Annotated in this window: 16 protein-coding genes, 1 pseudogene and 1 riboswitch; of the genes and pseudogenes, 9 read left to right on the forward strand and 8 right to left on the reverse strand. The window is 58.4% G+C overall.

Translation table 11 applies throughout. The features are described 5' to 3' along the window. Nucleotides 1–3 precede the first annotated feature (3 nt). The 5 genes and pseudogenes from FCH38_RS14800 to thiC form a co-directional block, all read right to left on the reverse strand. Nucleotides 4–1,008, reverse strand: coding sequence for a P1 family peptidase (locus tag FCH38_RS14800; RefSeq protein WP_174374211.1), 1,005 nt, complete (start codon nucleotides 1,006–1,008; stop codon nucleotides 4–6). Nucleotides 1,009–1,096: 88 nt separating this feature from the next. Next, on the reverse strand, nucleotides 1,097–1,870 hold the full coding sequence (locus FCH38_RS14805) for a thiazole synthase (protein WP_174374212.1): 774 nt from the start codon (nucleotides 1,868–1,870) through the stop codon (nucleotides 1,097–1,099). Nucleotides 1,871–1,874: 4 nt separating this feature from the next. Beyond that, nucleotides 1,875–2,072 carry a sulfur carrier protein ThiS gene (gene thiS / locus FCH38_RS14810; RefSeq protein ID WP_174374213.1) on the reverse strand — a complete coding sequence of 66 codons (198 nt, stop codon included), beginning with the start codon at nucleotides 2,070–2,072 and terminating at the stop codon, nucleotides 1,875–1,877. Continuing rightward, nucleotides 2,041–3,043: pseudogene (gene thiO / locus FCH38_RS14815) on the reverse strand (glycine oxidase ThiO). Before thiO ends, thiS begins: the two are co-directional and overlap by 32 nt. A 1-nt stretch (nucleotide 3,044) precedes the next feature. Beyond that, entirely contained in the window at nucleotides 3,045–4,868 is a 1,824-nt protein-coding gene (thiC, locus tag FCH38_RS14820; protein ID WP_174374215.1) for a phosphomethylpyrimidine synthase ThiC, read from the reverse strand. Nucleotides 4,869–4,962: 94 nt separating this feature from the next. Next, nucleotides 4,963–5,074: riboswitch (TPP riboswitch) on the reverse strand. 183 nt (nucleotides 5,075–5,257) lie between these two features. Here thiC and FCH38_RS14825 point away from each other — a divergent pair. From FCH38_RS14825 to FCH38_RS14845, 5 genes are read left to right on the forward strand one after another with little or no spacing between them, the layout of a single operon-like run. Then, complete coding sequence (locus FCH38_RS14825) at nucleotides 5,258–5,509, forward strand: acyl carrier protein (protein WP_003504852.1); 252 nt, start codon at nucleotides 5,258–5,260, stop codon at nucleotides 5,507–5,509. Further along, nucleotides 5,509–6,690 (forward strand): acyl-CoA dehydrogenase family protein, encoded by a 1,182-nt coding sequence (locus FCH38_RS14830; RefSeq protein ID WP_149900583.1) that lies wholly within the window; start codon nucleotides 5,509–5,511, stop codon nucleotides 6,688–6,690. The genes FCH38_RS14825 and FCH38_RS14830 overlap by 1 nt, the downstream gene beginning before the upstream one ends. 4 nt (nucleotides 6,691–6,694) lie before the next feature. Next, nucleotides 6,695–7,603, forward strand: coding sequence for an amino acid--[acyl-carrier-protein] ligase (locus FCH38_RS14835; protein ID WP_149900582.1), 909 nt, complete (start codon nucleotides 6,695–6,697; stop codon nucleotides 7,601–7,603). Nucleotides 7,604–7,609: 6 nt separating this feature from the next. Continuing rightward, nucleotides 7,610–8,593: a DUF1839 family protein gene (locus tag FCH38_RS14840; RefSeq protein ID WP_174374216.1), complete on the forward strand. Its 984-nt coding sequence runs from the start codon at nucleotides 7,610–7,612 to the stop codon at nucleotides 8,591–8,593. Beyond that, nucleotides 8,590–11,046 carry a glycoside hydrolase family 2 protein gene (locus FCH38_RS14845; protein WP_174374217.1) on the forward strand — a complete coding sequence of 819 codons (2,457 nt, stop codon included), beginning with the start codon at nucleotides 8,590–8,592 and terminating at the stop codon, nucleotides 11,044–11,046. Before FCH38_RS14840 ends, FCH38_RS14845 begins: the two co-directional genes overlap by 4 nt. On the opposite strand, the gene FCH38_RS14850 is transcribed toward FCH38_RS14845, so the two are convergent. After that, on the reverse strand, nucleotides 11,014–12,834 hold the full coding sequence (locus tag FCH38_RS14850) for a hypothetical protein (RefSeq protein ID WP_174374218.1): 1,821 nt from the start codon (nucleotides 12,832–12,834) through the stop codon (nucleotides 11,014–11,016). The genes FCH38_RS14845 and FCH38_RS14850 overlap by 33 nt on opposite strands. A 345-nt stretch (nucleotides 12,835–13,179) precedes the next feature. On the opposite strand from FCH38_RS14850, the gene FCH38_RS14855 reads away from it, so the two are divergent. From FCH38_RS14855 to FCH38_RS14870, 4 genes are all read left to right on the forward strand, one after another. Continuing rightward, complete coding sequence (locus tag FCH38_RS14855; RefSeq protein ID WP_174374219.1) at nucleotides 13,180–15,897, forward strand: ABC transporter ATP-binding protein; 2,718 nt, start codon at nucleotides 13,180–13,182, stop codon at nucleotides 15,895–15,897. A 43-nt stretch (nucleotides 15,898–15,940) separates the two neighbouring features. Beyond that, the gene (locus FCH38_RS14860) at nucleotides 15,941–16,396 is read left to right on the forward strand and encodes a cyclic nucleotide-binding domain-containing protein (RefSeq protein ID WP_149900577.1); all 456 of its coding nucleotides are present in this window, start codon (nucleotides 15,941–15,943) and stop codon (nucleotides 16,394–16,396) included. A gap of 189 nt (nucleotides 16,397–16,585) precedes the next feature. After that, a complete protein-coding gene (locus FCH38_RS14865; RefSeq protein ID WP_174374220.1) occupies nucleotides 16,586–17,446 on the forward strand; it encodes an MBL fold metallo-hydrolase in 861 nt (286 codons plus the stop codon). A gap of 323 nt (nucleotides 17,447–17,769) precedes the next feature. Further along, on the forward strand, nucleotides 17,770–19,464 hold the full coding sequence (locus FCH38_RS14870) for an adenylate/guanylate cyclase domain-containing protein (RefSeq protein WP_174374221.1): 1,695 nt from the start codon (nucleotides 17,770–17,772) through the stop codon (nucleotides 19,462–19,464). A 34-nt stretch (nucleotides 19,465–19,498) separates the two neighbouring features. Here the strand turns inward: FCH38_RS14870 and FCH38_RS14875 are convergent, their stop codons facing one another. Continuing rightward, nucleotides 19,499–19,981, reverse strand: coding sequence for a class I SAM-dependent methyltransferase (locus FCH38_RS14875; RefSeq protein WP_153515565.1), 483 nt, complete (start codon nucleotides 19,979–19,981; stop codon nucleotides 19,499–19,501). A gap of 12 nt (nucleotides 19,982–19,993) precedes the next feature. After that, nucleotides 19,994–21,334: a nucleotide sugar dehydrogenase gene (locus tag FCH38_RS14880; protein WP_153515564.1), complete on the reverse strand. Its 1,341-nt coding sequence runs from the start codon at nucleotides 21,332–21,334 to the stop codon at nucleotides 19,994–19,996. Between the last annotated feature and the right edge of the window lie 44 nt (nucleotides 21,335–21,378).

Here is a 21,378-nt window from a genome sequence, read left to right on the forward strand (position 1 = left end):
CGTTCAAAGACCCCCGGCATGAAGATCGCAATAGGCTTTCTGCGCACCCTGCTGCGGCAGGGCCGTCGCCTCGTAGACGCCGCGCGCCACAGCTCGCGCCATCACGATGGTGGCCAAATGACAAAGTTCGGCGAAATGAACCCCGCCCTCCAGCGGCTTCTCCCCGATCGCGGCCGCGAACACGGTGTCGCCGTCGCTCGGCAGATGAGCGGGCAGTACGGCGCGGGCCAGCCCATCATGCGCCATGATGGAAAGGCGATGCGCCTGCGCTTTTGTTAGGACGGCATCGGTCACGACAGCGCCGATGGTCGTAGCGGTAAGATTGACGCCCTTCAGCCGAAGCGCGGTATCATCCGCCGTGAAGCGTCCGGGAAAACCACAATCGCCGAATTCACCCTGCACTTCGAAAGGCGCGGACCAGAAATGGCGGCTGGTGCCGACAGTTGCCGAGCCGAGCGCATTGACGGCAACGATGGCAGCCACTTTGTAACCGCCGGAACTGATGGCACTGGCTGAACCCAGACCACCCTTGAAGGTGGCGGTCGTCGCACCCGTTCCTGCGCCCACCGTTCCGAGTTCGAAAGCCTCGCGGCCTGCCGCCTTGAAAGCCGCATACCCCATCTCGCGATAGGGCGAATGCAGCCCCCAGTCCTTGTCACCACCATTCAGCAAATCCATGAGGATTGCCTGCGGTACGATGGGAACGCGGGCGGAGCCAACCTGCAACCCACGACCAATTTCGCGCAATCCGGCCTGAACGCCGCCCGCCGCATCCAGCCCGAAGGCTGAACCGCCTGATAAAACCAGGGCATCCACCGTTTCAACCGTCATCGCGGGGTCGAGCAGGCCGGTGTCACGCCCGCCCGGCGCACCGCCGAGAACCGAACCGGAGGCGATGACGGGCTTTTCGAAAACAATCGCCGTGACGCCGGAGCCGAGGGAGAGATCGGTGACATTGCCGACCGAAACGCCGTCGATATCCGTGAGAAGATTGTTGCGTGCCGCCATGCCGTTCCCCTTTCCTCCCGGTATCCCGCCGCCGCAGGGCACTGTCAACGCAAAAGGTGACGTGCCCGACCTTGGCGGAAAACCGCGATCAGGAGAATACCGCCGTCCCGATAACAGGTGTCGATGGAATGGCCATGTCCCTCGGCTCCAGCGGCCCAGACAGAAAGGCTTGACGGCCAGCCTCGATTGCACGAGCAAAAGCCTGCGCCATTCCGACCGGATCACCCGCCCCGGCAACCGCCGTATTAAGCAGAACGGCATCATAGCCAAGTTCCATCACCGTCACCGCATGCGACGGTCGGCCGATACCGGCATCGACAATCAGCGGCACATCGGGAAACCGCGCCCGCATCGATTTCAGCGCCGTCAGATTGAGCGGTCCCATGGCGCTGCCAATCGGCGCGCACCAAGGCATCAGCACCCTGCAGCCGGCATCCAGCAGTTTTTCAGCCACGACGAGATCGTCGGTCGTATAGGGAAAGACCTCGAAACCGTCTTCGCAAAGGATTTTCGCCGCCTCCACCAGTGCAAAAACATCAGGCTGCAAGGTATCGTGATGGCCGATAACCTCCAGCTTGATCCAGTTGGTGCGGAACACCTCGCGGGCCATCTTCGCCGTCAGCACCGCTTCCTTGACGGTGTGGCAACCGGCGGTATTGGGCAGGATATGACGATCCAGCTCGCGGATCAGCTCGAAAAACTGCCCGCCCTTTTTGCCGCCCGCCGTTTCCCGGCGCAGCGAAATCGTCAGAATATCCGTGTTGCTGGCCCGCACCGCATCGGCAAGCACGGCGGGGGAAGGATAACGCGCCGTGCCGAGGAGAAGGCGGGACGAGACCTCACGGTCACAAAGCGTCAGCATGGCCTCAACCTCCCTGCATCGGCGAGAGGATTTCGACACGGTCGAAGGCCTTCAGCAGGTAATCGGCACGTTCTTGCGAATGCACCAGATCGCCATTGACCGCCGTCGCCAGCCACTCGCCTTCATAATCGAGGCTGGCGAGCAAGCCGGCCAGCGTTTCACTGGCGAGATCAAGTTCGTCGCCATTCACCAGAAGTTTCATGATCCTGTTCCTTTCGAGAGAGTGTGGCATACGATCTCAGCCACCTGCCGCGCCATCGCTGGCGAGAGCAGAAAGCCGTGCCGGTGCGCACCGTTGATGAAGATGGTCCGCCCGTCCTCGGTGACGTCAGGCAGATTGTCGGGATAGGCGGGGCGCACGCCCGTGCCGGTCTCGATGATTTCCGCCTCCGCAAAGGCCGGATGCAAGGCATAGGCGGCATTGAGGAATTCCATCATCGAACGGGCGGAAATTGCCCCGGTATCCTCCGTCTCGATCATCGTCGCGCCCACCATGAACCGGCCAGGCTCGCGCGGCACGATGTAAAGCGGAATGCGCGGATGCAGCAGCCGGACGGGACGGGATAGGGAAATCTCCGACGTGGCGAGATAAAGCATCTCTCCCCGAACGCCGCGAAGGTTGGAAATTTCTCCCACCGCCGCGGACCCGATGCAATTCACCACCCGGTCGAACCGCTGTTCATCCACCGAAACGCCCATATGAAACCGCACGCCCATACCGTAAAGCCGCTCATAGAGTGACTTCAGCGCAAAACGCGGATCGAGATGTCCCTCGCCCGGGAAGTAGAGTCCGGACCGGAACCGGCCGGCAAGATCAGGCTCCAGAGCGGCGATTTCACCCTCATCCACCAAGTGATAGCCGCTGGTCCGCGATGCGAAACGCGATAGCTCCGCCTTGTCGCGGGCAGGCGCCACGACCAGCGTGCCGTTGCGGACCACAAGACCGGGTGTCGCTTCGTCCCACCAGTCAAGCGCCGCCTTACCGAGCGTCAGAACGGCCTCTTCCGCGCTTTCACGCTCGCACCACGGCGCCAGCATACCGCCTGCATAGAACGACGCCCCACGAGAAGGCTGAGCATTGCGCTCCGACACCTCGACAGCAACGCCGCTCCGCGCCAGTTCGAAGGCCGCCGTCAATCCGGCGACCCCCGTTCCCTTGACAAGGACACACATTTTATTCGGCATTCGCAGGCGTCGGAAGCGGCATATAAAGCTCGCCACCCTCCTTGAAGCGGGCGGCCATCGCCTCCAGCCCCTCCTTTTGCGCCTCGGCGCGAATATCATGGGAAATCCGCATCGAGCAGAATTTCGGTCCGCACATGGAGCAGAAATGCGCAACCTTGTGCGCCTCCTTCGGCAGGGTCTCATCATGGAAGGACCGAGCCGTATCCGGGTCCAGCGATAGGTTGAACTGATCTTCCCAGCGGAACTCGAACCTTGCGCGCGACAGCGCATCATCCCGCACCTGTGCCGCCGGATGGCCCTTGGCAAGATCGGCAGCATGGGCGGCAATCTTGTAGGTGATGACGCCGACCTTCACGTCGTTACGATCAGGAAGGCCGAGATGTTCCTTCGGCGTGACGTAGCAAAGCATCGCCGTGCCGAACCAGCCGATCATCGCCGCCCCGATGCCTGACGTGATGTGGTCGTAACCGGGCGCGATATCGGTGGTGAGCGGTCCTAGTGTATAGAAAGGCGCCTCGCCGCAGGTCTTCAGCTGCTTGTCCATATTCTCCTTGATCTTGTGCATCGGCACATGGCCGGGGCCTTCGATCATCACCTGGCAGTCCTTGGCCCAGGCAATCTGCGTCAGCTCGCCCAGCGTTTCCAGTTCCGCAAACTGCGCCGCGTCGTTGGCATCGGCAATCGAGCCGGGACGCAACCCGTCACCGAGCGAGAAGGAGACGTCGTAAGCCCGGCAGATATCGCAAATCTCATCGAAATGCTCATAGAGGAAACTTTCCTTGTGATGATGCAGACACCACTTGGCCATGATCGAGCCGCCGCGCGAGACGATGCCGGTAACGCGGTTGACGGTGAGCGGAATGTAATGCAACCGCACCCCGGCATGGATGGTGAAATAATCCACCCCCTGCTCCGCCTGTTCGATCAGCGTATCGCGAAACACCTCCCAGTTGAGGTCTTCGGCAATGCCATTGACCTTCTCCAGCGCCTGATAAAGCGGCACCGTGCCGATCGGCACCGGTGAATTGCGGATGATCCATTCGCGGATATTGTGAATGTTGCGCCCGGTCGAGAGGTCCATGACGGTATCCGCACCCCAGCGGATCGCCCAGACCATCTTCTCCACCTCTTCCGCCATGGAGGACGTAACGGCGGAATTGCCTATATTGGCGTTGATCTTCACCAGAAAATTACGGCCGATGATCATCGGCTCAAGTTCCGAATGATTGATATTGGCGGGAATGATGGCCCGGCCCGACGCCACTTCCTGCCGAACGAATTCGGCCGTCACGTAGTCAGGGATATGCGCGCCGAAACTCTCGCCGTCGCGCACCAGCTTCTCCTTGGCCGCCTCGCGCCCGAGATTTTCGCGGATGGCGATGAATTCCATTTCCGGTGTGATGATGCCGGCCCGCGCATAGGCAAGCTGTGTCACCGCTTTGCCGGCAGTCGCCCTGAGTGGCTGGTGGCGCACGGAAAATTCGGGGGTCAGGCGCTCGCCGGTGGCAAAGCCGTTATCCTCCGGTTTAACGTGCCGGCCCTCGTAAGCCCCGACATCACCGCGTGCCACGACCCAGTCGTGACGCAGTCGCGGCAGACCCTTTTCAATCAGAACGGGATGTGTGGGATCGGTGTAGGGACCAGAGGAATCATAAACCGTTACCGGCGGTTCGCCCGCCGTCGGGTGCACCGCGATCTCGCGCATCGGCACGCGAATATGCGGATGCAGGATTCCCGGTTTATGAATTTTCGTGGAGGCGGCATGCGGTCCGGTGGTAACCGACAGCGGGATATTCTTGGCAGCGATATTCATCTTGAGGCTCCAAAGTTTGACAGTGGAGACCCAGTTCGAGCCGGAATGATGGAAAATACCGCAGCGCCGACAGCGCAATGCACACGCCAGCCGACATCAGGTCTTTGCACCGTCCCTACGCCAGTATGAACTGGATCAGGTTCAACGGGTCACTGCGCATGAAAGCAGAATCTCAGCCCCTTGACGGGACACCCCTGGTGAATGGCTCACAGCAAAAAACACCAGCCGCCTTTTGTCAAGGCCGCCGATCAACGCTTGGCAAAGGTGCGGGAATGGCGCATGCTGCCGTTAGTTGTAATTAACCTAACGGTTTAGGTGAATATTATCGTTTGCGACATAACGATAAGCACAAACCTTCCTAATGTTAATTTCATTGGAGATCCGTCGGAATGAATGCGACTATTCGTGAAATACTGGCAAAATTCGGCCAGCTTCCCACCCCCGTCGATACGATTGCAGATGAAGCAGATCTTTATGCGGCAGGCCTCTCTTCCTTTGCATCGGTGCAATTGATGCTGGGCATCGAAGAAGCATTCGATATCGAGTTTCCCGACAATCTGCTGAACCGCAAGTCCTTCGCCAGCATCAAGGCCATTGAAGACACCGTTAAGCTCATTCTGGATGGTAAAGAGGCTGCCTGATGAACGTGACCGTAGCGCCGCAGGATGAAACGCTGTCCGCGCGCGCGGGCCGTGTCGCGACCATTGCCGCCAAACATGCAGACGAGGTGGATGTCACCGGCAGCTTCCCGCAGGAAGCCGTCGATGCACTGCGGCAGGAACGCCTGCTGGGCATCCAGGTCCCCTCCTCGCTGGGCGGCGAAGGCGCATCCCTGCAGCAAATCGCCGATATCTGCGCCCGGCTTGGCCAGGCCTGTTCGGCAACGGCGATGATTTTCGCCATGCACCACATCAAGCTGTCCAGCCTGGTGGAACATGGCGAGACAAGCGCATGGCATGCGGGCTTCATGAGCCGCATCGCCGGTGAACAGCTTCTGCTCGGCTCCGCAACCACCGAGGGCGGCATTGGCGGCAATCTGCGCAATTCCATCTGTGCGATCGAGGTCGAGGGCGAATTTTGCCGGCTGGAAAAGGACGCCACCGTCATTTCCTATGGCAGCAATGCCGATGCGATCCTCATCACCTCGCGCGCCCACAAGGATGCCGCGCCGGCCGATCAGGTGATGACCGTTTTCCTGAAAAGCCAGTATACGCTCGAAAAGACCCATATCTGGGATACGCTCGGCATGCGCGGCACCTGTTCGGACGGTTTCCTGTTTCGTGGCGAAGCTCCCGCAGCGCAGATTTTCCCGAAACCTTTTGCGGAAATCGCCGCGCAATCCATGCTCGCAAGCTCCCATCTTCTGTGGAGCGCCGTCTGGTACGGCATCGCGTCGGATGCGGTGCTGCGCGCGCAATCCTTTGTCAGGGCCGCGGCACGCAAGTCGCCCGGCACCGCTCCTCCCGGCGCGATCCGGCTTGCCGAGGTTTCCACCAAGCTGCAGGTGGTGAAATCCAACATCATTGCCGGCATCAAGGCTTACGAGGACACCAAGAGCGATGCCGAAAAGCTGATGTCGATGGCTTTTGCTGTCGCCATGAACAATGTGAAGATCTGCTCTTCGGAAACCATTCTCGAAATCATCGACCACGCCATGCTGGTCTGCGGCATCATGGGTTACAAGAACGGCACGCCCTACAGCCTCGGCCGGCATCTGCGCGACGCGCATTCCGCCCGTTTGATGATTTCCAACGACCGTATTCTCGGCAATTCCGCCAACCTCCTGCTGGTTCACAGGCAGGACACCAGCCTCTTGGGATAAGACCATGGACATGCAAACATCGTTCCTCGATCGACTGTTCGAAGAAGGTCTGCTGATTGAAACCGGTGTGGACGGTCTTTATGGCCGCAGTGGCCAGTTCGAGGACGTGATTGCCGCATTCGAGCGGCTGATCGACCGCACGGGCGCCGCCGATGGCGCCGAAGCGATCCGTTTTCCGCCCGGCATCAACCGCGCCTATTTTGAAAAAAGCGGCTACATGAAGAGCTTCCCGCAGCTCGCCGGCACGGTCCATTCGTTCTGCGGCTGCGAGCTTGACCATGTCAGCCTTCTGAAATCCATGGATGAGGGCGAAGACTGGACCAAGGACCAGAAAGCCACCGACATCGTGCTGACGCCGGCGGCCTGCTATCCGCTTTATCCGACGATCGCCAAGCGCGGCGCGCTACCTGCCGGCGGCGGTCTCTATGACATCCAGTCCTATTGTTTCCGCCATGAGCCCTCCAAGGATCCGGCGCGCCAGCAGCTTTTCCGCATGCGTGAATATGTTTGCATGGGCACCGAGTCCGACGTCACCGAATTCCGCCAGACCTGGATGGATCGCGGCGTGGAGATGATGAAGGCGGTCGGGCTCGACGTCACCATCGATGTCGCCAACGATCCTTTCTTCGGCCGTGCCGGCAAAATGCTCGCCAACAACCAGCGTGATCAGAACCTGAAATTCGAACTGCTGATCCCGGTCACATCGACGACCAACCCGACAGCCTGCATGAGCTTCAACTATCATCAGGATGCCTTCGGCCAGAAATGGGGCCTCAACCTCGCCAACGGCGATGTCGCCCATACCGCCTGCGTCGGTTTCGGCCTTGAGCGCATCGCGCTGGCGCTGTTTGCCCATCATGGTCTGGATGTGAAGAAATGGCCTGCAAAGGTCGTGGAAACCCTCTGGGGCTGATTATCCATGCGGCAGATTTTCCCCGGTCTCGATCCCAAAAACTATGTGCAACATCCGCTCCATTCTTCCGAGAGGATGTGGCCGGAAACCAATTGCTACATTGATTTGTGGATCGAGGTGCTGGCGGCCAGGGGCCTGCCGCCGGAAGCCATGTTCGGTTTCACCCTCACACAGGATTTCGAGGGCGACCAGTTCACCTTCTTCAAGGTGCCGCTGGAAGATCTCGAAGCGCTTTATGGCGTTCGCGCCACCGAGCTTGCGATCTTCGACCGGGTGGAAAACCACATCGAAGCGCAACTGGAGCGCGGCCGCATCTGCCTGATCGAGATGGACAGCTTCTATATGCCCGATACCCATGGGGTGAGCTATCAGAAGGAACACGGCAAAACCACAGTCGCCATCAACCGGCTGGACCTGGCGAACCGGGAACTCGACTATTTCCACAATGCCGGCTTTTTCCATCTGTCAGGTGAAGATTTCGACGGCTTGTTCCAGCATCATCTGGCCGAAACTGATCCACCCTTCCTGCCCTACACCGAATTTGCGAAATTCGCAGACAGCAATGCCTCGCCGGCGCATATTCGCAAGACGGCCGAACGGCTGCTGAAGTTTCATTTTTCAAGACGGCCATCCACCAATCCGGTCAGGGCTTTTTCAGCCGTATTTCCGGCCCAGGTGGAAAAGGTTGCCGACAGGCCTTTCGGCTTCTTCCACAAATATGCCTTCAACACGCTGCGCCAGCTCGGCGCCAATTTTGAACTGGCGGCAAGCCATCTCGAATGGCTGGACAAGCAAGGTTTTTCTGAAGCAAGAGACCGCGCGCTGCGCATCTCCGAGGTTGCCAAAACCGTGCAGTTCCAGCTTGCCCGCGCCGTCACCCGCCGTAAATTCGACGCGCTGGCCTCCGTGCTCGATCCGGCAGCAGACGCATGGGATGGCTTGATGGAAAGCCTTGCGGCAAAATTGTCTGATGCCAGCGAGGCCGCGTGAGAACCTATCTTCCGGGCGAAAGCGAAGAATTGCTGAGTGAAGGCTGGACGCTGACACTGACGCCCGCCGATGCTTACGAGACGCCCTCTGAAATTCCGGCAGCGCTTGAAAGCCTGCACGTCTCCGTTCCCGGCACCGTGGCGCAGGCACTGGAAATGGCGGAAAAATTCGATCGGTTTGCCCCTGTCGCACTGAACGACAAGGATGCCTGGTATCGGCTGACGATGATTTCCGATACGCGGGAGCGGGCCACCCTGCGCTTCGATGGCCTCTCCACCATTGCCGAAATCTTCTTCAACGGCGAACTGATCGCCGCCAGCCAAAGCATGTTTGAAAGGCTGGAAGTACCGGTCCAAATGACAGGCGCAGACGAGCTTTCGATCTGCTTTCGGGCACTCGGCCCGAGGCTCGAAAAAACCGGCCCGCGCGCCCGCTGGCGCCCACAGATGATGAATACGCAGGGGTTGCGGCTGATCCGCACCACGGCGCTCGGCTATATGCCCGGCTGGTGCCCGGAAATCCATGCCGCCGGCCCATGGCGACCCATCAGCCTCATCAAACAGGAAAGCGTGCTTTGCAGCCTGCGATCTTCACTTGACGATACCGGCACGGGAAAGGTCAGCATCGTTCTAGAAGCGAACCGCGACATCCAGTCCGCACGGGTGATTTGCGCTGGTTACAGCACCAATCTTTCAAAGGGCGAAGACGGCAAACTTCTAGGCGAACTGCTCATACCGGGCGTCGAAATCTGGTGGCCACACACCCATGGCAGGCCCGCACTGCACGATGTCGTTCTTGAGTTGGACGGCAAGCAACACCGGCTCGGGCGCACCGGCTTTCGCCAGCTTGAGATCGATCACGGCGAGGACGGCAACGGTTTCGGGCTCAAAGTGAACGGGCAACCCGTTTTCTGCCGTGGGGCGGTATGGACGACGGCCGACATCGTGCGCCTGCCGGGAACGAGGCCGGACTACGAGCCATGGCTCAAAAAAGCAGCCGAAGCCGGCATGAACATGATCCGCATCGGCGGCACCATGGCTTATGAGACACCGGAATTCTTCGCGCTTTGCGATGAACTCGGCATCATGGTCTGGCAGGACGCCATGCTCGCCAATTTCGATTACCCGGCAAAAGATGATGGCCTGCGCCAGCATATCGTTACGGAAATCTCGCAATTCCTCGAGGCGACAGCGCTTTCTCCGTCGCTCACCGTTTTCTGCGGCGGCAGCGAAATATACCAGCAGGGCGCCATGCTCGGCCTGCCGGAACAGATATGGAAGGTGACGCTCACCGAGGAGATTATTCCTGATGTGATGGCTGAGAGACGGCCGGATACGGCCTACGTCGCCAATTCACCTTCTGGTGGCGCGTTGCCATTTTTCCCCAATGCCGGGGTCGGTCACTATTATGGTGTGGGCGCCTATTGCCGTCCGCTGGAAGATGCCCGCCGCGCCGATGTGCGCTTTGCTGCTGAGTGCCTGGCCTTTTCCAATATTCCCGAACAGGAAACGCTGGACAAATATCTTACCGGCGTGGCCGTGCATGATCCACGCTGGAAAGCACGCACGCCGCGCGATCGCGGCGCGTCCTGGGATTTCGAAGATGTTCGCGATCATTATCTGAAGCTGCTTTACGACGTTGAGCCGGACGTTCTGCGACGCGAGGATGGCGGGCTTTATCTCGACATGTCCCGTGCAGCAACAGCCGAGGTCATGGAGGCGACTTTTGCCGAATGGCGGCGCAGCGGTTCCTCTTGCCGGGGTGCGCTGGTCTGGACCTTGCAGGATCTCGTTCCCGGTGCCGGCTGGGGTATCATCGACGCCACCGGCCGGCCCAAATCCGTCTGGCACGCATTAAAGCGGGCGTTCCGCCCCATTCAGCTCAGCCTGTCCGATGAAGGCACCAACGGGCTGGACATCCATCTCATCAACGAAACCGGCAACGGCTTAGACGCCATGCTGGAACTGACCTGCCTGCGCGACGGCATGCAGCCAGTCGTGCACGCCAAACGCCCGCTGACGCTTTCACCGCGGCAGAGCCAGATAATTGCCTCAACCGATTTGTTTGGCGCCTTTTTCGATACGACCTATGCCTATCGTTTCGGCCCGCCATCCCATGATGTCACGGTCGCCCGGCTTCGTGATCTCGCAACCGGGCTTGTCATCGCCGACGCCTTCCATTTCCCGCTCGGCCGGAAAAAGGCGCTGCATGCCGCCAGTCTGGCTCCGGGTCTCAGCGAAACCAATGGCAACTGGTCGCTCGAAATCGGTACGGACCGGCTGGCGCAATCCGTCCATGTGTCGGCAGAAGGCTATCTCGCTTCGGAAAACTGGTTCCACCTCGCCCCCGGCGAGAACAAGACAATCAATCTCGTGCCGGAAACCGGCACGGTCGAAACGCCACCTTCCGGCGAGGTGGTATCATTGGGGTCCGGCCGGCGCTTCGCCTTTTAGAGCCAGCCGCTTCACCGCATCGATAAAGATTTTTTTCGCTTCCGGAGTCGAAAGATTGTGATCGGCATCGGCAATAATTGTCAGCGACACATTCTGATAGGCCGAAAGCCCACGACCATCGGCATCGAAATAATAGCGGAAATGCTCAAGCCCGTCGTCATTGTCGCTGTAGAGCAGGCTAACGGCAGTGCCCTTTGCCTTGAGTGAATCGAATGCACCGTAAACGGCGCGGCCTTCTTCACTGCCCCGGCGGAACAGCCTTGCCGTTTTTGTCGAAAGCTTCTTCATCGTCGCCTTGACGATGTTCAGCCCGGCACTGACGACATCGACATCGCCGCTGAAGAGACGCCTGAATGTCGCCCCCTGGCGAAATCGCTGGCTATACTCCCCAAACGAACGCGGCCGTTTGTGCAGTGCTTCATCAACCGAGCGGCCTTTCTGCCAGTGGAAGACGACCGGGTTGACCGCCGCTACTGCGCTGATCCGACTATCCGCAAGCGCGCCGTTGAAGGCGAGATAGGCGCCGCTGCACCGGCCGGCCGCGATGAAGGGACCTTTGCCGCGCCGCTCGAGAAAATCGAGTGCGGCAGCGACATCGTTATTCTGCGAGGCATCATAAAGAACCTGATCCGGCACATTTTCGACCGGCGGGCTGTCGGCAATATTGGCCGCATCGAAGCGCAGCGAAGCGACGCCGGCACGCGCAAGGGCACGGGCGGTCTGCACGGAAAGCCTGCCCCAGCCCGCATGCCGGTCATAGGCCGCGCCAAGCAGAAGGACCGAAGAAACCGGTTTCCGATGATCCGGCTCGCAAAAGATGCCGAAAAGCCGTCCGCCCTCGCCAAATTGCACCGGCTGTTCGAAAAAACCCTGGCCGCGCTGTGGCGCGTTGATGGTGAAATCTTCCGGGAGTGCCGCAGGGTTCCCGGCATGGGTCTGTGACAAGACCCAATCCACCAACAGGTTCACGACGTCGCCGGATATTTTCGAAAGCGTCGGGCTGGAAACGAGATCGTCATAACCCGAAAACGCCGCCTCCCTCACCTCGCCGCCTATCGTGGCAAGATGTCTGGCGAAATCACTGTCCGTCACCCGGCCGGCTCTCGCCAGCACAAGGACATGGCGGGCTGGAACAGTTTCAAGACTGGAAAGATTGATTTTTTTGATCGTATCCGCAACGCCTGCCGGCATGGCCATGCCGGCAATCGCCCCGGGCTGCGCCAGACGTTGCACGGAAAGAAGACCAAGACCATCATCGATCATCGACGACCACATTGCCAGTTCGCGCAAATAGGCACGGCCGGAGACGACCGGCGCCAGAAAAGCCATCGAACCGACCTCCAGAGCACCGGCAAGCACCTGAGCGGCGATCGGGCAACCGAGACCCTGAGCGACAACGACAACCCCGGAGCAGCCGGAAAGACGCTTCAGACAATCAAGCGCCGCGCGCGTGTCGGAAAGCCAGTCGGCCGCCCGGCCCGCATCTTCCGGTTCAAGCGCGTCACCTGCGCCAAGATAATCAAACCGCAGGCTGGCAACGCCGGAAGCGGCCAGCCGCTCGGCGAGAACCCGCTGGAACTTGCGGCTGCATAGCTCTTCCATGCCCCACGGGCTGACGAAAAGAACCGCATGATCCCGTTGCACATCATTGCGCGCCGGATGAAAAATACCGGCAAGCCCTTCAAAAGAAACAGGATGCGCGATCATCCCATCCGCTGAAATGTCGAAAAGCTGCCGTGAATCAAGGAGAGGTTCGCTGCCTGCACGCTCTGAAATATCTATCGCCATCGACCTTGCCACTATTGCGCCAGCGTCTGGCTCAACCACTACGGGATCACTATACCCAAGTGTCTTAACGCCTGTCCTACACTACAAACAATAACATTAGAGAATTCTAAAAATACTGTCGCATTTACATCGATTGCGACAAAGCGGTTGCAAAAACAATCTTTCAGTGTGGCGGGCAAGCCTCGGTGCGAATGCTATTTTGCTCGAAACCGCTTGAATATACTGATAAATAGCGAGTCACGTACCTATTTGCAGGAGGAGCTTGCGCTACCCGGCCACCGGATCGTTTAGACACCGCGCAAACCAACACCCCGGGCTTACCCCGACAGGTCATAGAAGTTTTATATGGAACAAAGCCTTACGCGTTACATCTGGTCGCACACGAGGCGGCAGCAGCTTTTCATTCTGCTGATTGTGGCCCTGTCCATGATCCCCTACTTCCTCGCCTTCGATCTGCCCAAACAGATCGTCAACGGGCCTATTCAGGGAGATGGCTTCGAAGGGGCGAACGCGACGCAGCTTTTCATGCATCTCACGGTCGATATTCCCTATTGGGGCACCGTGACATTGTTCCCCGGGCTCGAACTCAACCGCATGTCGATGTTGATGGCGCTCAGCCTCACATTCCTTGCGCTTGTCGTCATCAACGGGCTTTTCAAATATTACATCAATACCTTCAAGGGCCGCCTTGGCGAACGGCTTCTCCGGCGTATCCGCTTTGAGCTCATCGACAGGATCCTGCGGTTTCCGCCCACCCACTTCAAGCGGGTCAAGGGTGCTGAAATCTCCAGTATGGTGAAGGACGAGGTCGAGCCGCTGGGTGGCTTTACCGGCGACGCCTTCGTGCAGCCGGCGCTTCTCGGCGGTCAGGCGCTCTCCGCGCTCTTCTTCATTCTCGTGCAGAATTTCTGGCTGGGTCTGATCGCTGCTTTCATGGCCGCCATTCAGGTCGGCATCATCCCCAAGATGCGCCGCCGCCTCATTGAACTCGGTCGCCAGCGGCAGTTGAGCGCCCGCCAGCTAGCCGGGCGCATCGGCGAAATGGTCGATGGCATCGGGACCATCCACGCCTATGATACCTCCAATTTCGAGCGCGCCGACGCCTCGCACCGGCTCGGCGACATCTTCAAGATCCGTTACGATCTCTACCAGTGGAAGTTTCTGGTCAAATTCATCAATAACTTCCTCGCACAGCTCACGCCGTTCTTCTTTTATGCGCTCGGCGGATATCTCACCCTCAAGGGCAGCCTCGATGTCGGCCAGCTGGTCGCCGTCATCAACGCCTATAAGGAACTGCCCGGACCGCTGAAGGAACTGATCGACTGGGATCAGGCCCGCCAGGACGTGCAGGTGAAATACGAGCAGGTCTTCGAACAGTTCAATGCACCGAACATGATCGAAGAAAACGTACAGAAACTGTCGCCGGGAGCCGTCGCAGCCATCACCGCACCGATCGTCATCACCAATCTGACGCTGGAAGACGATAGCGGCAGCAGACTTCTGGAGCAGGCGTCGCTGAAAATCGAGCCGGGTGAAGTCATCGCCATCGTCGGCGGCGCGGGAGGCGAAGCGCTTGCGGATGCGATCGGTCGTACACTCTGGCCGGCCTCCGGCAAGATCAGCATCAATGATGTCGACATACTGGAACTGCCAGAATCACTGACGGGACGTCGTATCTCCTATGTCTCTTCGGACAGCTATTTTTTCCACGCCAGCCTGATGGACAACCTGCTCTACGGCCTGAAACACGCCCCGCTCGCAGACAAAAACTACGAGGGTGCGGCTCTGGAACACCGCAAGTGGGAAATCCGCGAAGCCAAGATGGCGGGCAATCCGTTGATCGACATCAACAGCGAATGGATCGACTACGCTTCCAGCCCGGCCGGGGACGGTAAGCCGGAAAATCTCATTCGGGCAATCCTGGCCGTCCTCGACAGCGTGGAACTGTCGCAGGATATTCTGGAATTTGCGCTGCGCTCGTCGATCGACCCTCTGACCGACCTGCATCTTGCCGCCCGCATCGTGGAACTGCGGCATGTCCTGCGTGCAGAACTGGAAAAAGAGAACCTGAGCGGCCTCATCGCACCCTTCGAGCTTGAGAGCTACAACAGCGAGGCGACGGTCGGCGAAAACCTGCTGTTCGGCACCATGCGGGACTCTTCCCAGACGATCCGGACCATCATCGAAAGCGATTATTTCCGCTCGCTGATGCGCGAGACCGGTCTTGTCAAAACCCTGTTTGAAATGGGTTACACGATTGCCGAAAACATCGTCGAAATCTTCGCCGACCTGCCGGGAGACCACCCCTTCTTCCAGCAGCTGACATTCATGACGCCCGATGACATTCCGGTCTATCAGCAGATGCTGCAGCGCCTGCAGGGCCGCGGTTTCGATGATGCCAATGAGAGCGAAAAACGCGCAATGCTGCGGCTGAGCTTCTTCTACGTCGAGCCGCGCCAGCGTTTCGGCCTGTTGTCGCCGGAAATCATGAACCGGATCGTCGAGGTCCGGCACATGTTCCATGAAAAGCTGCCCGACAGCCTGAAGAACATCATCGAAATCTACGATCCGACGAAATATATGAGCGCCACCAGCCTGCTGGATAATATTCTCTTCGGCAAGGTCAGCCATCGTTATACCGATGCCTCCCGGCGCATCACCCGCATCGTCGCCGATGTCATGCGCAAGCAGGGCGTCTACGAGCGTGTTCTGGCCGTGGGTCTGGATTTCAACCTCGGTGCCGGCGGCAAGCGGCTTGGCCCGCTCCAGCGCCAGAAGCTCAATCTTGCCCGCGCGCTGATCCGTAAATCTGATTATTACGTCTTTAATCGCCCCCTTCCCGGCCTTGATCCGCGACAGCAGGAGGAAATTGTCGAACGGGTCATCACACTCCTGAAACAGAACAACAATAACCCGTCAATCATATGGGTTCTGTCGAATGCAACGCTTTCGCGCATGTTCGGCCGGGTCATATTCGTCCATCAGGGACTGGTCACCGCCGACGGAAGTTACGAGACTCTGGCGCAGGAAAACGGTACATTCAAGGATATGGTCGCAACATAAATCCAAGAACGTGGCCGAGGTGGAACAAGAATAGGGTAAGGCAATGCTCTTCAAAGAAGAAATTCAAATGCTGAAACGCGTCCCGTTTTTTTCGGAAATGGAACCGTCGAAGCTCAAACTACTCGCTTTTGCGTCGGATCGGGTATCCTATCATACAGGTGACGTGCTGTTTCGGCAGGGGGATGTCGGCGATGCGGCCTATGTGGTTCTGACCGGCAAAGTGGATGTTCTGGTCGATTCCCCGTCAGGCACATTGAAGGTGGCGGAAATGACCGGCAATGCCATCGTCGGTGAAATCGCCATCCTCTGTGACAGCGTCAGAACCGCGACCGTGCGCGCCTCCACCAATGTGGAAGCCCTGCGGATCGGCAAGGAACAATTCTTCAAGCTCATGTCCGATTTCCCGGATATTACCATAAAAGTCATGCGCGTTCTTGCCGAACGCCTCACCCAGACGACGACGGAACTCAGCAAGGCGCGCGCAAGCGCCAGAACATGAGCGGCAATTCCTTGCTACCCCGACGGGCGATATTAGAAAAATAAATGTCGCACCATTGCAATATAAATGAAATGCTGACTGAATAAGAGGTAAGGGCATCCGCTAAAAAAGGCGGATATAAGAATCTATAGAGACAACGGGCTTCATGGGAGGAAAGCGTGCAAGATTCCGTTGTTATTGGGGTGTGTCATGGCGTTCGATTCCGACACAGCAAGTCGGGAAAGTAATAGAAATTTTCGGGTAAAGATCTGGGGTGCGCGGGGAACGCTTCCTGTTTCAGGTGAAAACTTCCGAAAATATGGCGGTAATACCATCTGCATCGAGGTACGATGCGGAGACCACGTTCTTTTGTTCGATGCGGGGTCGGGGCTTCATCCCGCCGGTCTGGCATTGCGGGCGGAAGGCATTACCGACGTCGATCTGTTCTTCTCGCACTGTCATTACGATCACATTGTCGGCTTCCCCTATTTCAAGCCGTTTTACAACAGTTGCAACGACGTCGCTATTTGGTCTGGTCATCTCGCCGGCATCATGACAACGCGGGAAATGCTCAAGGATTTCATGAGCCCACCCTGGTTCCCCGTGCCGCTGGAGGTTTGCTGCGCAAAAATGGTGACGCGGGACTTCATCCCCGGCGACACGCTCAACCCGCGCACCGACCTTTCAATCAGAACCGGAATGCTCAATCATCCCGGTAATGCCATCGGGTACAGGCTGGACTGGGAAGGAAAGTCCCTCGCCATCATCACCGATACCGAGCATGAGCCGGGCAGCATCGACGAAACCGTGCTCGATCTGATCAGGGATGTGGATCTTTTCCTCTACGACGCCATGTTCACCGATGAGGAAATGGGCCTTTATCGCGGTTATGGCCATTCCTCCTGGCAACAGGCTATTCGCCTCGCCAAGCTGGCTGGCGCAAAAAATGTCGGTTTCATCCACCATGCCCCAAGCCGCAGCGACGAGGAACTGGACAGCATCGAGAAACAGGCAAAAGCCCAGTTCGACGGCGCATTCGCGGCCATGGACGGCCAGATCATCGAACTCTGATCGCGGTCACCGCAACCTCTTGGTCACGGCGAAGGTTTGGGGTGCTTGGCAACGCCCCCAAGTCGCGATTGCAATCGTACGTCCAGAAAATTTCCAGCAAAAATGCGCAGCGGCTTTACCTGCGGAAAATGCGTAAGAACAAAGGGCGAGAGCTCACCGAACGATTCCTTTTAAACAGGACGCGCGTCAGCGACATTCGAACACGCACAATTGACCGTCGCCAGCCTTTTGCTCCACGATATTGCCACGAGATTCCCTGCACTAAGAGCGTCACGGCTTACTAGTGATGATTCTGCGCTGAGCGACCACACGATGGGATTTGCATGATCCGTTTCTTTTCGGAAACCAACTTAAGACAGGCCCGGATTTTATCCGGTCTCATCATATTTGCTTTTGTATTTTCCCATCTTTTCAATCACTCCCTTGCACTCATCTCGATCGACACCGCCGAACGGGCGCGAAAATGGTTCAGCCTGATCTGGCTCAATCCCGTCAGCAGCCTGCTTTTTTATGGTTCGGTTCTGGTGCATGTCTGTCTTGTCCTGCGCTCGCTTTATCTGCGCAGAACATTGCGCATGCCGTTGCGCGAAGCGCTTCAGCTCATTTTCGGCCTGTCGATCCCGTTTCTGATCATCGGCCACGCCGTCAATATCCGCGTGTCGCATATGATTTATGGCATCGATGTCGGCTACTACTCGGTCATCCGCAGGCTGTGGATCAACAACCCGATACAGGGCGCGTGGCAAAGCCTCGCCTTGATCGTGATCTGGGTGCATGGATGCATCGGCCTGTATTTCTGGCTGCGTTACCGCGACTGGTATCCGCGTATAGCCGGGCTATTCATGACGGTGGCGGTGATGCTGCCGCTTCTTGCGCTGCTGGGCTTCAGCGATGCCGGCCGATGGCTGGCGGAGATCGACGAAAAATATGCGCTTCCTCCGGGACTCGTCGACAATACCGTTCAAAAAGACGAGCTACCGCTGCAACGGGAAATGGAGACGCAGATCAGGTTCATCACCGGAACGGTGGAAACGTCGTTTATCGGCGCGGTGATGCTGGTTTTTGTCCTGCGCGGCGTGCGCAGCTGGCGGCAACGCTTGACGGCCATCGAAATCCGCTACGAACATGGCGCGCAGGCGCGTGTGCCTGCCGGGCTGAGCATTCTGGAGGCCAGCCGGCTTGCCGGCATACCGCATTATTCCGTCTGCGGTGGCAAAGGGCGCTGCTCAACCTGTCGGGTCAAGGTTCTGGACAGCAAAGGTCCGCTTCCGCCGCCCGGAGACATCGAGCAGACCACATTGCGGCGCATCCATGCCGATTCCGATGTGCGGCTCGGCTGTCAGCTACGCCCCACGAGCGATCTTGGTATCGCGCTCCTCGTTTCGCCGCCCCAGCAGAGCGATCTGCCGGTCGATACGCAGCTGGCCCGCCCCGGCCGGGAAGAGGAAATCGCCATCCTCTTTTGCGATCTGCGCAACTTCACCACGCTTTCCGAGGCGAAGCTGCCCTATGATGTCGTCTTCCTCCTGAACCGTTATTTCACCATCGTCGGCCAGGCTGTCGAGCACGCAGGCGGCCATCTCGACAAGTTCATTGGCGATGGCGCCATGGCCCTGTTCGGACTCGGAGAAAATGAGGAACATGCCTGCCGCAACGCGATGAAGGCAGCGGCCACCATATTGCGTGATATCGCAATCTTAAACGAGGGGCTGGAAAAACAGTTCGCCGTCCGTCTGGAAGTCGTGGTCGGCATTCACGCCGGCCCAAGCATCGTCGGTGTCATGGGATATGGCGCCGCAAAAACCCTGACGGCTATCGGCGATACCGTCAATGTGGCAAGCCGGCTCGAATCCAAGGCCAAGGAAGTCGGCGCGGCCATCGTTGTTTCCGAACCGGCTCTTATTCAGGCAGGGCAGGATATCGCCGACCTTCGCAGCGAACAGATCTCCATTCGCGGACGGAACTCGCAGATGAAAGTTTTCCTCCTCTCGAAGGAAGAGAGTGAACGTTATCTATAGAAGGCCGAGGCGCTTGCTGTTTACCTGCGCAGGTTCAAATCTTGCGATAGAGAAAATAGCGGTCCGTCGGCACGCTTTTCGGCACCGGCAGCGGATTTAGCAGGGGATGATCCAGCGGCAGACCGCTGACGGCGACGCCGCCTTTCGCCAGCACGCCCGCGGCAAGATCCGGCAACCACGTCAATGTAACCGCGTCCTTTTCCGGATAGCCCGTGCCGATATCGGCATGCACCATCGCCGCATCTGCACCGATGAAGGCGGGCGCGGTCTCCGAGATTTCACCAATAACAAGATCCTCCGCCGCCGGAACGGAGGAGGCATGAGCTCCCATGGCCCTGTCGAAGGCGATGATACGACGGTTGGGAAACAGTTCCCGCAGGTGATTGAAAGTGCGTCCGTTTCCGAGACCGATTTCCATCAGCGCACCCTCTTCCGGCAGATCGAGATCGGCCGCGAGGTGGTTGAGAATATCCCGCTGCGCGGTCAACCGGCGAATAAAACTGTCCAGTCTGCTCATGGTCCGTCCGTATCAGGCCTTGATGATGTGTTTTGCGGCAATATCTCGCCGCGCAAAGACATTTCGCGTATCGATGATCAGCGGCGCCCATTCACTGAGCGCGGTATAATCAACATTGTCATGGTCGGTCGCCACGAGAACGGCATCGAAAGCGCCGATCGTCTGCCTGTCCCACGGCACCGATTTCATACCCATCAGGTGGCTGTATTCGCGGGTTTTCGGAATTTCCGCCACATGCGGATCATAATAGGCCGCTTCGCCACCACGCTCCTGAATAAGCTCGATGAGTTTCAGCGAGGGGCTTTCGCGAATATCGGGCACATTTTTCTTGTAGGCGAGGCCGACGACAAGAACCTTCGAACGGCTGAGCGCCTTTCCGGAATGAATGTCGAGCGCTTCCGCAACCCGCCCGACAACGTGGCGCGGCATGCCGGTGTTGATTTCCCCGGCAAGTTCGATGAACCGCGTCGGCAATTCATATTCGCGTGATTTCCAGGTGAGGTAGAATGGATCAATCGGTATGCAGTGGCCGCCGAGACCCGGACCGGGATAAAACGGCATGAAACCGAAAGGCTTGGTTTTCGCCGCGTCGATCACTTCCCATATGTCGATGCCCATCGCCTCGTAAACGACCTTGAGTTCGTTGACGAGCGCGATATTGACGGCGCGGAAGACGTTTTCGGTGATTTTCACCGCCTCGGCCGTGGCGTTTGTCGAAACGGGCACGATCTTTTTGACCACCGATCCATAAAATGCGGCCATCAGTTTTCCGGCCGCTTCGCCATCCCCGGCAACGACCTTCGGAATGGTCGAAGTCTCGAAATCGCGATTGCCGGGATCTTCCCGCTCGGGCGAAAAGCCGATGAAGAAATCGACACCGGAGACCAGCCCGCCGCTCTCCATAATGGTCTTCACCACCCCGTCAGTCGTGCCCGGATAGGTGGTCGATTCCAGCACAACAAGCTGCCCCTTGCGCAGATAAGTGGTGATCTCCCGACAGGTCTTTTCGACATAGGATAAGTCCGGCTCGCGATATTTCGTCAGCGGCGTCGGCACACAAATGGCGATCACGTCACATTCGGCCAGTCGGGCGAAATCGGCGGTGGCGACGAAGCCGTCATTCTGCCGCACACTCGCCAGCACCTCATCAGACACCGCCTCGATATAGCTGCGGCCCGCATCGATCGCGGTAATTTTACCGGGGTCGATATCGAATCCGACGACCTTGAACCCGGCCTTGGCCACCGTCATGGCCAGTGGCAGGCCGACATAGCCGAGGCCGATCACACCCGCCTTGGCGGTTTTGTTTTCGATGCTGGAAAGCAGGGTCTGGGAGACATCAGGAGAAGTCAAAGCGTGTCACGCTCCGCGCATGTGCAAAAGATGCCTTTCAGTTG

Source organism: Agrobacterium tumefaciens, assembly GCF_013337285.1.
Taxonomy (GTDB): domain Bacteria; phylum Pseudomonadota; class Alphaproteobacteria; order Rhizobiales; family Rhizobiaceae; genus Agrobacterium; species Agrobacterium burrii.